This window comes from Sphingobacterium prati (assembly GCF_013167215.1).
GTDB classification, from domain to species: domain Bacteria; phylum Bacteroidota; class Bacteroidia; order Sphingobacteriales; family Sphingobacteriaceae; genus Sphingobacterium; species Sphingobacterium prati.
In genome coordinates, this window is the sequence record NZ_JABJWY010000016.1 from 39,722 (window position 1) to 53,394 (window position 13,673).

At 40.6% G+C, this 13,673-nt stretch carries 13 protein-coding genes and 2 tRNA genes; 7 read left to right on the forward strand and 8 right to left on the reverse strand.

Annotated elements, in window-relative coordinates; genetic code table 11:
- Positions 1–13: 13 nt before the first annotated feature.
- The 3 genes from HPC41_RS03935 to HPC41_RS03945 all read left to right on the forward strand — a co-directional run bounded on the left by HPC41_RS03935 (position 14) and on the right by HPC41_RS03945 (position 3,456).
- Positions 14–841 carry an amidohydrolase family protein gene (locus tag HPC41_RS03935; RefSeq protein ID WP_172392678.1) on the forward strand — a complete coding sequence of 276 codons (828 nt, stop codon included), beginning with the start codon at positions 14–16 and terminating at the stop codon, positions 839–841.
- 181 nt (positions 842–1,022) lie between these two features.
- Entirely contained in the window at positions 1,023–1,814 is a 792-nt protein-coding gene (locus HPC41_RS03940; protein WP_172392679.1) for an L-fucose dehydrogenase, read from the forward strand.
- 493 nt (positions 1,815–2,307) lie between these two features.
- Entirely contained in the window at positions 2,308–3,456 is a 1,149-nt protein-coding gene (locus HPC41_RS03945; protein WP_172392680.1) for a glycoside hydrolase family 172 protein, read from the forward strand.
- Between the two features lie 78 nt (positions 3,457–3,534).
- On the opposite strand, the gene HPC41_RS03950 is transcribed toward HPC41_RS03945, so the two are convergent.
- Both HPC41_RS03950 and HPC41_RS03955 read right to left on the reverse strand, forming a co-directional pair.
- A tRNA-Phe gene (locus tag HPC41_RS03950) sits at positions 3,535–3,607 on the reverse strand.
- A gap of 42 nt (positions 3,608–3,649) precedes the next feature.
- Positions 3,650–3,722: transfer RNA gene (locus HPC41_RS03955), tRNA-Phe, on the reverse strand.
- A gap of 187 nt (positions 3,723–3,909) precedes the next feature.
- On the opposite strand from HPC41_RS03955, the gene mnmA reads away from it, so the two are divergent.
- The 3 genes from mnmA to HPC41_RS03970 all read left to right on the forward strand — a co-directional run bounded on the left by mnmA (position 3,910) and on the right by HPC41_RS03970 (position 7,126).
- Entirely contained in the window at positions 3,910–5,001 is a 1,092-nt protein-coding gene (mnmA, locus tag HPC41_RS03960; RefSeq protein ID WP_046672147.1) for a tRNA 2-thiouridine(34) synthase MnmA, read from the forward strand.
- A 283-nt stretch (positions 5,002–5,284) separates the two neighbouring features.
- On the forward strand, positions 5,285–5,926 hold the full coding sequence (locus HPC41_RS03965) for a hypothetical protein (protein WP_172392681.1): 642 nt from the start codon (positions 5,285–5,287) through the stop codon (positions 5,924–5,926).
- 132 nt (positions 5,927–6,058) lie between these two features.
- Positions 6,059–7,126, forward strand: a complete 1,068-nt coding sequence (locus HPC41_RS03970; protein WP_172392682.1) for a PA0069 family radical SAM protein — start codon at positions 6,059–6,061, stop codon at positions 7,124–7,126.
- 101 nt (positions 7,127–7,227) lie between these two features.
- On the opposite strand, the gene HPC41_RS03975 is transcribed toward HPC41_RS03970, so the two are convergent.
- The 4 genes from HPC41_RS03975 to HPC41_RS03990 form a co-directional block, all read right to left on the reverse strand.
- Positions 7,228–8,649 carry an amino acid permease gene (locus HPC41_RS03975; protein ID WP_172392683.1) on the reverse strand — a complete coding sequence of 474 codons (1,422 nt, stop codon included), beginning with the start codon at positions 8,647–8,649 and terminating at the stop codon, positions 7,228–7,230.
- A gap of 372 nt (positions 8,650–9,021) precedes the next feature.
- Positions 9,022–9,186 carry a FeoB-associated Cys-rich membrane protein gene (locus HPC41_RS03980; protein ID WP_172392684.1) on the reverse strand — a complete coding sequence of 55 codons (165 nt, stop codon included), beginning with the start codon at positions 9,184–9,186 and terminating at the stop codon, positions 9,022–9,024.
- Between the two features lie 64 nt (positions 9,187–9,250).
- Positions 9,251–11,353, reverse strand: a complete 2,103-nt coding sequence (gene feoB, locus HPC41_RS03985; RefSeq protein WP_172392685.1) for a ferrous iron transport protein B — start codon at positions 11,351–11,353, stop codon at positions 9,251–9,253.
- Complete coding sequence (locus HPC41_RS03990; RefSeq protein ID WP_165305813.1) at positions 11,353–11,592, reverse strand: FeoA family protein; 240 nt, start codon at positions 11,590–11,592, stop codon at positions 11,353–11,355. The genes feoB and HPC41_RS03990 overlap by 1 nt, the downstream gene beginning before the upstream one ends.
- Before the next feature lie 131 nt (positions 11,593–11,723).
- On the opposite strand from HPC41_RS03990, the gene HPC41_RS03995 reads away from it, so the two are divergent.
- Positions 11,724–12,173: a MarR family winged helix-turn-helix transcriptional regulator gene (locus tag HPC41_RS03995; protein WP_172392686.1), complete on the forward strand. Its 450-nt coding sequence runs from the start codon at positions 11,724–11,726 to the stop codon at positions 12,171–12,173.
- Here HPC41_RS03995 and HPC41_RS04000 read toward each other — a convergent pair whose 3' ends face one another.
- The gene (locus HPC41_RS04000; RefSeq protein ID WP_172392687.1) at positions 12,174–12,995 is read right to left on the reverse strand and encodes a ZIP family metal transporter; all 822 of its coding nucleotides are present in this window, start codon (positions 12,993–12,995) and stop codon (positions 12,174–12,176) included.
- On the reverse strand, positions 12,995–13,576 hold the full coding sequence (locus HPC41_RS04005; protein ID WP_172392688.1) for a phosphatase PAP2 family protein: 582 nt from the start codon (positions 13,574–13,576) through the stop codon (positions 12,995–12,997). The genes HPC41_RS04000 and HPC41_RS04005 overlap by 1 nt, the downstream gene beginning before the upstream one ends.
- Between the last annotated feature and the right edge of the window lie 97 nt (positions 13,577–13,673).

The window sequence follows — 13,673 nt, forward strand, 5'->3', positions numbered from 1 at the left end:
TTTAGGTTTTATTATGCGCATAGATACCCACCAGCATTTTTGGCAATTTGATCCGGTTAGAGACAGTTGGATTACCGACGAGATGCATGTCATTAAGCGAGATTTTACCCCGCTGGATATTCAGTTTGTCCTAGAACGGAATGGAATTGCAGGTACTGTCGCTGTTCAGGCCGATCAATCTGACGCGGAAACAAATTATTTGGTGCAACTGTCTAAAAGCTACTCCTTTATCAAAGGTGTTGTTGGCTGGATTGACTTGCAGGCCGAAGATATCGAACAACAGTTGACTCACTATAAAGAATTATCGGTAATCAAAGGGTTCCGTCATGTGGTTGAAGCAGAACTGGATCCAGACTTTTTGATTCGACCGGCTGTATTGAATGGCTTGAAAGCATTGGCAGCCTTTGGTTATACCTACGATTTACTGATCCGTCCAAGGCACTATGAGGCCACATTGGAATGTGTAAGGCAAAATCCAAACCTTCAGTTTGTATTGGACCATATTGCCAAACCTCCCATTAAATCAAAGGAATTTGATGAGTGGGCAACATTTATTGACAAACTTGCTAGCTTTTCAAATGTCGTATGTAAGGTATCGGGATTGGCCACAGAAGCGGATTGGTCTGGCTGGAAATTGGACGATTTCAAACAATATGTCGACCATATTTTTCTGCGTTTTGGAAAAGAAAGGATTATGTTTGGATCGGATTGGCCAGTATGTCTTTTGGCAGCTTCTTATGAGGAAAGTATCGCCATTGTAGCGGATAAATTGGGCGACTTTACCGAAAAGGAAAAAAAAGCTTTTTGGGCGGAGAATGCCATACGTGTATATAACCTATAATTGAAAGCTTCAATATGCATGAAAGGGAAAGTGTGCATATTGAAGCTATTAATAGCAGTTAAAAATTGAGCCCAACCAGCTATATGCTGCCCAAATAGGCTTTAAATAATAACCAGTGAAACGAGTTTATTGATGCGGACAAATTACGCATCAATGAAACACACAATTCAATAAAAGTAATATGGATCTTCATTTAAAAGATAAAGTTGTTATCGTTACAGGCGGGGCCAAAGGAATAGGGCGTGCTGTCGTGCATGCTTTGGCCAAAGAACAGGCTATTCCTGTTATTGTTGGACGTAAACAGGCCGATAATGAAAAAGTCAGGGAAGAGATAAAACAGTTTGGGATTGATGCCTTGTGTATTGAGGCTGAACTGTCCAAACCTGAAGATTGTAAAAAAGCGGTGCTTAAAACGCTGGAGGTATATGGTCGTATAAATGGTTTGGTGAACAATGCTGGACAGAATGATGGGGTAGGCCTAGCTTCGGGTGATTACGAAAAATTTGTAGCCTCATTACATAAAAACCTCATCCATTATTACCTGATGGCGCATCATGCGTTGGACGCGCTAAAAGCATCCAAAGGCAGTATTGTCAATATCTCTTCCAAAACGGGTGAAACAGGACAGGGGAATACATCTGCTTATGCTGCTTCAAATGGTGGACGTAATGCATTAACACGTGAATGGGCTGTAGAGCTATTGCCATATTCCATCCGTGTAAATGCGATTATTGTTGCTGAATGCGCAACGCCACAATACGACACCTGGATCCAAACGCTTTCTAATCCGGAAGAAACATTGAAAAAAATTACGGATCGTATTCCTTTAGAACACCGGATGACGACAGCGGAAGAAATAGCAGATACCACCGTGTTTTTGCTGTCAGACAAATCAAGCCATACTACAGGACAATTGATCCACGTTGATGGCGGTTATGTACATTTGGACCGTTCCATTATTGCGGAACAATAACAAATAAAAGTCTGATGTATTTGCCATCAGCAATTTATAGATCCGCGAACTGCAAAAAACATAGGGCCCTGTCTGTCAAGCCGAAAGAATTACTCTTTCGGCTTTTTTCATAACATAAAAAAAGCCGATTGCTGATACTAAGAAAATAAACGAATAGTATGTTTTGATGTTAACATGTTGATAATTTTATCGTTAACAAAAAAGATACAATTTTTTATTTACTTATTTAATCGATTAAGTCTATACTTGTATAGCTGATAATAAACTTAAGACAAGCTGAGGGAGCCCTTCCTGCATAACTGATTGTAGGAAATAAGTTCCAGATAACAATAACGTGGATGATCAACCGCTCATGTTTAATATTTCAATTTCAGGGACTAATTGGATGCGATTTTTTAATAGAAAACTCCCATTGAATTGATAAAGAAAAGCGAATAGGGAATTCATTTAAACCGTTGGAAATATACACTCTAAAAATAATTAATTACAGCATATGAAAAGATTTATGTTTCTATGGTGTGTAGTCATGTTTGGTTATACATCTTTTGCTCAAAATTCAAGCGGATTAAGTAATCTATCCAAACTGTCTGATGCTAAAACAAGGTCAATCAGCCCTGAAAATTTTAGCGGTAGAAAAGGTAAAGGGGGGATGGCTGTCCCAAATGAAAAGGAGGGCGCGCGTAACCAGGCAAATGCATCTAGGGCTGCCCGTGAATTGGGGGTAGGCTGGAAAGTTAACCCTTATGTTCATATCGGTGCTGGTGAAACATTTACGCTGGCCGAAATAGACGGGTCGGGAATCATTCAGCATATTTGGATGACACCTACTGGCAACTGGAGTCAATCCATTATCAGATTTTATTGGGATGGGGAAACAGAACCTTCTGTCGAAGCTCCCGTCGGAGCTTTTTTTGGAATGGGCTGGAATAAATATGCGCCCTTAAATTCACTTGCGATGACAGTTAATCCAGGTAGCGCATTTAATTCCTATTGGCAGATGCCCTTTCGCAAAAAATGCAAAATAACCATGGAAAATGTGAGCATTCATCCCATGGTACTCTATTATCAAATCAACTATGCAGAGACCGAAGTCGGTAATGATGAAGCCTACTTCCATGCACAGTATCGCAGGTCTCATCCCACCGAAGGTTCCTTACATACTATTCTGGATGGTGTCAAGGGTAAGGGACATTATGTAGGAACCTATTTAGCTGTTGGTGTTAACAACACCGGCTGGTGGGGTGAGGGTGAGGTTAAATTCTTCCTGGATGGTGATAAAGAATTTGCGACTATTGTGACAACAGGCCTGGAAGATTATTTCTGCGGATCCTACAATTTTGAAAATAAAGAAACACGGCGTTATCAGGAATTTACTACCCCTTATGCTGGGCTACATCAGGTGATTCGGCCGGATGGCATATACGATTCACAGCAGCGATTTGGAATGTATCGATGGCATATTCTAGACCCTGTACGTTTTGATAGCGACCTAAAGGTGACCGTTCAAGATCTGGGTTGGCGCTCTGAAGACCGATATTTACCACAGAAATCTGATATTATTTCCGTAGCCTACTGGTACCAGACAGAACCCCATGGGAAGTTTAAAGCACTTCCAGGAAAGAATGGGATAGAAATCAACTAAGTTGTCCATGAAAAAGAATTTTGGGGTACAAAGCTGGATAAACAAAAAAAGCTTGTTCAATTGAACAAGCTTTTTTTGTGGTGCCACCTGGGTTCGAACCAGGGACACAAGGATTTTCAGTCCTTTGCTCTACCAGCTGAGCTATGGCACCAGTTGACCTTTTATTTAAATCTGTGATCATCAGATTGAAGCGTGGTGCCACCTGGGTTCGAACCAGGGACACAAGGATTTTCAGTCCTTTGCTCTACCAGCTGAGCTATGGCACCGCTTTTTGCTATGGGTTTGTTCCCCTATTGCGATGCAAATATAGTGTGATAATTTGAATTCTAAAATTTTTATGTGGATTATTTTTGCTCTTTTTTCGAAAGTGTTGATTTTGATCGAGATAAAATTACAAGAAACTAACATAGAGAAAAAGGAATAAGCTGTATCTTTGCATTTCAATAAATAGCGATGAGTAAAAGAGGAAGAGTTTTAGTTGCAATGAGTGGAGGGGTCGATAGCTCCGTTGCTTCTGTCATGCTCCACGAACAAGGATATGAGGTCATAGGTATCACGATGAAAACTTGGGATTATGCATCCGCAGGTGGTTCGTCGAAGGAGACTGGCTGTTGTAGTCTCGACAGTATCAATGACGCTCGTACATTAGCTGTAAACTATGGTTTCCCTCATTATATATTGGATATACGCGATGAGTTTGGGGACTTTGTAATTGATAATTTTGTAGAGGAATATATTGCTGGGCGTACACCCAATCCATGTGTTCTTTGTAATACCCACATCAAATGGGAAGCTTTGATGAAGCGTGCCGATAAACTGGATTGTGAATTTATCGCTACAGGACACTATGCTAATATTCGTATGCACGATAATGGCCGTTATGTCATATCGAAGGGTAAGGATGAAAATAAGGATCAATCCTACGTTCTATGGGGAGTATCGCAGGAAAATCTTGCGCGGACGCAGTTCCCATTAGGATCCTTTACGAAAAAGGAAATCCGTCAGATGGCGTTGGATATGGGACAGAAAGAGCTTGCCAATAAATCGGAAAGCTACGAAATCTGCTTTGTGCCAGATAACGACTACCGTGCGTTCCTAAGACATAAGGTACCAACATTAGATCAGCAAATCGGCCCTGGCAATTTTATTCTTTCAGATGGAACAGTTGTGGGTAAACATATTGGTTATCCTTATTTCACCATCGGCCAACGTAAAGGCTTAGGCATAGCCTTGGGCAAGCCGATGTTTGTGATCGAAATTCTTCCTGAAAGTAATACAGTGGTATTGGGTGAGGAGCATGAACTTGAAAAGTCACACGCGTACGTTCGTAATGTAAACTTTGTCAAATATGCTGGACTCGATCAACCGATGGAAGCTATTTCCAAAGTACGTTATAAAGACTCAGGCGCCTTGTCGACCATCTCCCAGGAAGGCGATAAAGTGCGTATTGACTTCGTTCATAATGTAAAAGGTATTGCACCCGGACAATCGGCTGTATTCTACGAAGGAAATGATCTCTTAGGAGGTGGCTTCTTGATGAAATAATAAAGCTGATCTGAAATTAAGAATTCTAATCCCTATACTGTAGCTACAATATAGGGATTTTTTGTCATTAAGAATTTCTGAGATTGTGAGTGGCGATGATGCCTGCCGGATTTAGATCGATCGAATTGAGAAGAAAGGCTTATCTATCTGTTTTGTCGAGATAGATAGGCAAATAGCAATTTTGTTCGGTATTTAATAAAATGTGGTCTCTTTTTTTTATTTGTAATAATAGAATAAACCAAGTGCGCTTCCAATCGTCTATCTAAGTAAAGCCTCTGTTTATATGAAAAAGATTCTAGTTGCGTTAACTTTAATATTATTATCAACTTATTTATTCGCACAGCGCGGAGATATAAATACCGATATTTTTGGCAATCTCCAATTTAAATCTACTGATGGACAGTATACAGCTAGCTTAGAGCAGCGTATCTTTGATGAACTTATTTTTTCGGACAGCCATAAGAATAAAGTGGAATTTGAGAAGAAATATCTTGATAAGATAGCGCCTGGTTTGCAGGGGAATAAGGAGTCTCAAATCAGGATGATGAAAAGGTTAATACGCGAAAACCGGCGACGTTCAAATTATAAGGCCACTTTCAAGATCGACATTTTTGATAAGATAATTGTTGAGGACAACAAAGGCTATAAATTAGAAGAAGGGAAGGATATATTCGGCAATATGGATGTAAAAGAGGAGTTCGACGGTAGCAAATCGCAGCTTAAACGAAATATGCGCGGCGGACTGGAATACACGCGTGATAATAACAATGCTTCTCTTGAAAAAGATATCTTTGACAAGTGGATTTATAAGGATACTTTCGGTAACGAGATTCAATTTAATAAGGTGGTCTGGAATCGTGTCGTGAAGCAATACGGAAGTGAAGAAAACTTTTTTTGGAGACTTCTGGATCAATATTTTTATTAAAACCTGTTATCAGCTTGTGTGTTAATTTTTGAATTTGTTTGTTGCTTAATCTCTTTTGTGTACCAATTTAAATGGGAAGATAGAATGACATATTATTATCAAAATTACTAATTATTTTAGTAATTTTGATTTATGGATCCATCAGAATCATACTTTAAAGGGAGAGGGGCGCAGATCAATCCCAACAACAAATTTTTTGCCAATCAATACGTACAAGAACATATTGAGGGGCTGGATGAGGAATTTCTTGGTGTCGAAAAAACACAATTTATTCCGACGCATCCGAAGTCCATTATCTCCAAATCTAATAGCCCGGACCTGCGCTTTGAAAGGTCTATTAATCCCTATCAGGGCTGCGAGCATGGTTGTATTTACTGCTATGCACGCAATTCGCATGAATACTGGGGCTTTAGTGCAGGACTGGATTTTGAGCGCAAAATCCTGGTCAAGCATAATGCCGCCCAGCTCCTGGAGCATGAGTTTCGCAAGTCAAGTTATCAGCCTGATTTGATCATGTTATCCGGCAATACGGATTGCTACCAACCTATTGAACGAAAATTGGGGATTACACGCTCGCTTTTAGAATTGATGCTTAAATACAGGAATCCAGTTTCCATCATAAGCAAAAATGTATTGATGCGAAGGGATTTTGACCTCTTACGTGAGCTTGCAGCACTAAATCTGGTGTCCGTTGCGGTAACTATCAATTCGCTACGGGAGGAGGTACGTCAAAAGATGGAGCCTAGGACCGCTACAGCTTCGGCCCGTTTAAAACTCATTGAGGGATTGACGGGGATAGGTGTACCCGTGATGCTGATGATGGCACCGATTGTGCCCGGAATTAACAGCGATGAGATTTCAGATTTGATTCGTTCGGCAGCAGATGCAGGAGCAATTACAGCCTCCTATACCATTGTGAGACTCAATGGACAAATTGGTGGTATCTTTAAAGATTGGCTGTATCAGAATTATCCCGATCGTGCCGAGAAGGTTCTACATTGGATTGAAGCTTGTCATGGTGGAAAGATTAATGATACTGATTTCGGACGGCGGATAAAAGGGGATGGTAATATGGCGGAGAGCCTGCAACATCTGTTTAAGCTTTCTGTGAAGAAATATATGAATAACGGGACGCTTCCGCCCCTAAGAAGGGATCTTTTCCGCTTGCCCGATGCGGGCAAGCAGCTGGGATTGTTTTAGTAAAATAAAGGGCCAGATTCATTTAGGAGTCTGGCCCTTTATTTCGTAACAGAGACCGATGGCTCCAGAATTATGAGGCTGATAAAATTGATTTACAATACCTACTTTTTTCTTTTGATCAGTATATAGCTGATGTATAACAATACTAACCAGGCCGGGATCAGTTCAACGGGCAATTTCATGCCTGTTACCCACATGATACCCAATACAGCAATCAGAAAGATCAGACAGATGTAATTGCTCAATGGATAGAGAAACGAAGGGAATTTCGTTTTTACATGTACATTGAGTTTGTTTTTTCTAAAATATAGGTGTGTGATTGAAATCATTACCCAATTGATGATCAGGGAAGATACAACCAGCGACATCAGGATCTCTAATGCATTCTTAGGTGCAACGTAATTGATAAAGACACAGATCGCAGCAAACACTGCTGAAACCAAAATAGCATTTATAGGTGCATGGTTTTTGTTTAGCTTAGACAAAAACCTAGGTGCGTTACCCTGCTCAGCGAGTCCAAAGAGCATCCTGCTATTGCTATATACACTACTGTTATAGACAGATAACGCCGCAGTAAGAACAATTAGGTTGAGTGCGTTGGCTATAATTTTTGTGAACTGGAATGTTTTTCCGAATAGGGTAAACTCAAAACCATTGAGTTTGTCAAAGACCAGAACAAAGGGGCTGGTATCGGCTGTGATATTTGTCCACGGTGTGAGCGAAAATAGGATAATTAGCGCACCGACGTAAAAGATTAGGATTCGATAGATCACCTGATTGGTGGCTTTTGGGATATTTTTTTCAGGGTGTTCAGCTTCTGCTGCAGTGATACCGACCAATTCTAGTCCTCCAAAGGAAAACATGATCAGTGCCATGGCCGATAGCAGTCCTTCATAGCTTCCATCACTCGTCTGGTTAAACCAGCCTTTGGGAAAGAAGCCGCCATGAGATGTCAGGTTGCTAAGGCTTGCCTGCTCCCCACCTGTGCCACTGACCAAGAGGTAGACACCAAATACAATCATAGCGATAATGGCAGCAACCTTAATGATCGAAAACCAAAATTCGGTCTCACCATAAATTTTTACAGAAGCAAGGTTCAACGCATTAATGGCAAAGAAGAAAAATAAACTCGATCCCCATAATGGGATTTCCGGCCACCAGAATTGGACATATACACCGATAGCGGTTAACTCAGCCATGCTCACTAAAATGTAAAGCACCCAGTAGTTCCAGCCGGAAGCATAACCGGCAAAAGACCCCCAATATTTATTGGCGAAGTAACTAAAGCTTCCCGAAACTGGTTCCTCAACGACCATTTCTCCCAATTGCCGCATAATGAAAAAAGCTATTATTCCTGCAAAGGCATAACCAAGTATTACTGCTGGACCCGCGAGAGTCGCTGCTTTTCCGATTCCTAGGAATAGTCCAGTCCCTATGGCGCCGCCCAGCGCGATCAGCTGAATATGTCTATTTTGAAGTCCCCTTTTTAATTGTTTCGAATCCTTGTTATCCTGTTTCTCCATGTGTATGGTTAATACGGTTACTTATTTAGTTTCGACCAGTCTGGCCCTGAATATTGTACATCGGTGTTTCCCACCTGGGATCAAGATGCAAAGCAGTTTAGCTGCAAAGTACCACAAATTATTGCTTTTGTTACTATGGTATTTTGACCAAGCGCATAAAGTTAATAAAACACTTAGGTATTTTATGCACCTTCGGCTTTGCTTTTTGCTGAAATCGGGAGGTAAAGTTTATTTATTCTGTTGAAAGATGCTTTTTAATGGAAAACGCTACCATGAGAATGATAGCGTTTCTTTTGTTCGTAGCTAGTGTGATTTTCGGCCACTCTACCTGAGAACGAAATTTTGTTTGTAAATGATACAGTAAAAGGTAAATTAATTTGCTTTTTGTGGTTTTTCCACCGTTCCGCAGCTGCATCCACAACCCTTGGAACAACTTGATTTACCTTTCAGCGATTTGCGGACATTTCTAACGACATACCATACAGCCGCTAACACCAAAATTCCAACGATGAGATATTGTACTGTTAAATTATCCATGATCTTTGATTTTTAAGGTTATGAAAGTTTTAATCGATAGATAGCCCTTGCACAACGTGTCAATTTATTTTAATAGTTGATACGCAATCAAGGCACTGAAATAAGCCAGGCCCGTCATAAAACCAACTTGAATTAAGGTCCATTTCCACGAACCTGTTTCTCTTTTTACCGCTGCTATTGTACTCATGCACTGCATGGCAAATGCATAGAATAACAGCAATGATATTCCGGAAGCAAAATTATAGGCCGGTAAGCCCGTATTCCGGTTAATTTCGCTTCGCATTTTGCTCAATACGGTTGTCTTGGTTGCTTCATCTTCGATATCAACTTCGTCTCCAAGGCTATATACAGTGGCCATTGTTCCCACGAAAACTTCCCTTGCCGCAAATGAGGAGATCAAACCAATTCCCATTTTCCAGTCATATCCCAGGGGTGCTACGACAGGTTCAATTGCCATGCCAAGATAACCTAGGAAGGAATGCTCCAGGCGGAAAGAAGATATCTCATGGTCAAGATCTTCGACCGAAAGGTTAGGGTTGTTTTGGGTCACATATGCTTCTGCATTGCTGAATTTGTCGTTTGGACCAAAGCTGCCCAGTGCCCAAAGGATAACCGAGATCGCCAAGATGATTTTACCTGCGCCGAACACAAAACTTGCCGTTTTCTCCCATACATTCAAAGCGACATTTTTCCAGTCCGGAGACTTATAGGTTGGAAGCTCAAATATGAGGAAGGACTTGTGTTTGGATTTAATAATTTTAGTCAACAGGATAGCTGAAAACAATGCGGCAAATATCCCCAGGAGATACATGACAAATAAAACCATACCCTGCAATTGAAATCCGGCATATTTGGTGTCAGGGATAACCAATCCGATCAATACGATGTAAATGGGGAGTCGAGCGGAACAAGTCATGAATGGTGTAACCAGTATCGTGACCAGTCGTTCCTTGGCATTTTCAATATTACGTGCGGACATGACCGCCGGTACCGCACAGGCGACACCAGAAATCAGCGGAATGACCGATTTTCCATTTAATCCAAAAGGTCTGAGCCAACGATCCATGAGGAAAACCACACGGCTCATATAGCCAGTTTCTTCCATAATGGAAATAAAAATATAGAGAATAACAATCTGGGGAATAAAGATAACGATACCACCGATACCTTTGATGATACCATTGCTCAACAGATCCGTCAGGGGACCTGCTGGCAAAATCGTTTGGGTATACGCCGCAAGATCACCAAAAAGACCATCAATAAAGTCCATGGCTGGCCCTGACCAGGTATAAATTGCCTGGAAAATCAAGAAGAGGATGCCAAAGAAGATCAGGTAACCGAAGATTGGGTGCAATAATATCCTGTCGATTGCGTTGGTTTTATTTTTGTTGAAAGCATCGTCCTTGGTATAAATTTCGGATAAGCTATGATCTAAGGATTTGCTCCGAAGGATAGCCTCTTCTTTTTGAAGTTTCTCCGCTTTTAGCTGGTACTTGTCACGAATTTGCTGAATTGCAAGGTTCTTTTCTTTGGATAAAAACGAAACCTCACCTTTAGCCAGATACTGCCAAGTATGGTATTCTGTATCTAGAGGAAACAGCCTTTTGGTTTCATCCAAGGCCTCATTGGCTATTGTCGGCAACTGAAACTTACTGATATACATTGGTGGTACAGCATCAAAGTTTTTGATCAGCTGGTCTATCCCCTGTCCTGTGCGCGCATTTGTTTCGTATACTTTTGTATTGAGTAGCTGCTCGAGCTTTGCGATATCTATGCTTATTCCTTTTTCTTTGGCCTCATCGATCATATTAATGACAAAGATGGCCGGAAGTCCAAGCTCGCGTGCCTGTTGATATAAGATGATCGACCTTTTTAGGTTGGTCGGTTCGGCGACGACGACAACGAGATTCGGCCTAAAGCTATTTTCTTTGTTGACCAGGGTATTGAAGACGACTTCTTCATCCATTGAGCTAGGAAACAAGGTGTAAGTCCCCGGAAGGTCGATAATGCGATAGGTCCTGTTGTTAGCTTTAACTTGTCCTTCACGTTTTTCTACGGTGATGCCAGGATAGTTTCCTACTTTCTGATTTAATTTTGTAATCCGGTTAAAAAGAGAGGTTTTACCCACATTTGGATTACCCAAAAGTGCAATAATCGGGTTATTCATTATTTCTGATCGATAAGGATGACTTTAGCTTCTGATTTGCGAATGGCAATCAAGGCGTTATTAGCAATAATATTTAAACATATAGGACCATCTAAAGGTGCGATATGTTTCACTTCTACTTCTGTACCAGGCACAAAGCCGAGTTCGAAAAATTTGGCTGGAATATCGTGCGAATCAAAATCAATAATCACCGCTTTTTCCCCTTTTTTGAGCTTATCTAAGCTACTTTTATTACGCATCTACCTATTTTTTAATATCCTTCAAATATACAGATTTTCTGTCATTTAGAATGATTCTAATGTCATAGTTATGTATTTAGCGCAAAAATCAGCTATCTTTACGATTAAAAAGGGATTAATTATCAACCAAAATGAAAATCGAGGACGAAATCAAAGCAAGTAAATTCAGTAATGAATGGCATCGTTGTACAGTGAACATCCTATACACGTACAATTGGTTAAATAATGAACTTGAACAAAGGGCAGCCGCAGAGGGGATCACATTGAAACAATTTAATGTCTTGCGTATCCTACGGGGTCAATACCCAAAACCGGCAACCAACAACCTGATTAAATCCAGAATGTTGAGCACAACGCCAGATATCTCCCGGATGATGGATCGAATGGTTACCAAAGGACTTGTGTCCCGCTGTCAATCCGATGGTGATAAACGTGCTGTTGATCTGTTTATTACAGATAAAGGCTTGAAGATACTTGAGAATCTAGAGGAACCGATGTTGATGACGGATATCTTATCCGATAGAATCACAGCAGATGAAGCCATACAACTCAGCGCTTTATTGGACAAACTCAGAGGCTAACTAGTGTGCATGGTCATGATGTTCATGATCATGCAGCTCTTGATGGTCTCCTTCGCCATGACCATGCGCATGATCGTGTTCACCGGCGAATGCAAAGCTTGCCAAGGCAATGGCTACCCCGGTAATCACTGCAATCATTTTCTTTTTGTTGAATTTATGATGATCGATAGATCCGGACTCAAACAATATGGTCGTGGATATATGAAGAAATATACCGATAACCACAGCCATAATCTTATCAAAATACTGCTGTATATTACCCACCTCACCAGCGCTAATGGCTTTACTCAATAGAAATCCAAATGGCGTCATCGCTGCAAATAAGGCAAGTGTGATAATAATTGTATTTTTTTTCAGGTGTGTGCTAATCAGGATACTGCCTAAGGCAAATGCTGCCGGAATATGATGGATTGAAATACCCAATGCGAGTTCGGTTTGATGTGTTGCTGCTAGCGGCATTCCCTCCAAAAAGGCATGGAGGCATAGGCTAAACATAATACCGATCGGAAAACTATGGCTGTGATGACCATGCTCGTTTTCGGTATGGATATGTCCATGTTCAATTCCCTGAGAAAATTGTTCCAGGAATAACTGGAACAAAAAGCCAGCGAGTACATAGATGCCCAATATCTCGGGTGAAGTATTCGTCGACTGATAAACATGTGGAATTAAATGCAATACCGTAATGGAGAATAAATAAGCTCCACTAAAAGAAAGGATCAATTTTAAAAAATTTGTTCCTTTTTTCTGTACGAAAAAAACAGCGATTCCACTTGCAAATGCAGGTATGAATAAAATTAAAATCAATAAAATTGAATTCATTATACTTGTTCAGTTTTAAAAAAGCTTGGTACAAACCGCTTAAACAAATAGCCTGTAGCCAGTCCGACCAGGATGCCCAGCGCTGAGCCACAGAGTATGTCAAAAGGGTAGTGAACACCAACATAGATTTGCGAGACCGAAATTAGGAATGCCCAGGCAATACAGAGCCAAAGGACGTATTTCCATCTTCTGCGGAAAAGTACGATCCAGAAGAAAGCCAAGGAGAAATGATTGGCCGCGTGTGAGGAGGTAAAGCTAAACCCCGAGCCGCAACGTACCCGGATATTGACATTCTCCTTAAACTCCACATCATTGCAGGGCCTGATTCTCTTAACTGTCTTTTTGATCAAATGAGATGAAATACCGTCGGATATACCAAAAGTAATCAAGGTCATTGCTACAATCAGTATACCCGTTTTTCCATACGTTTTGATGAAAAAAATGATCAGGAAAAGATATAAGGGAGCCCAGGTATATGGATTACGCAATATAGGCAACAGCCAATCGAATACGGGGTTACTCAAGCCCTGGTTGATGGCAAGAAAAATCTCTTGATCGATGTGTACTAATTGTTGAATCATAAATGTTGTTGATTACAATGAAATTCCCAAACTTTTAAAAACTCGCTTTTCAAAAGTAAAAATAATTTCATTGCAAACGATTGTTTCTTTTAAAAAC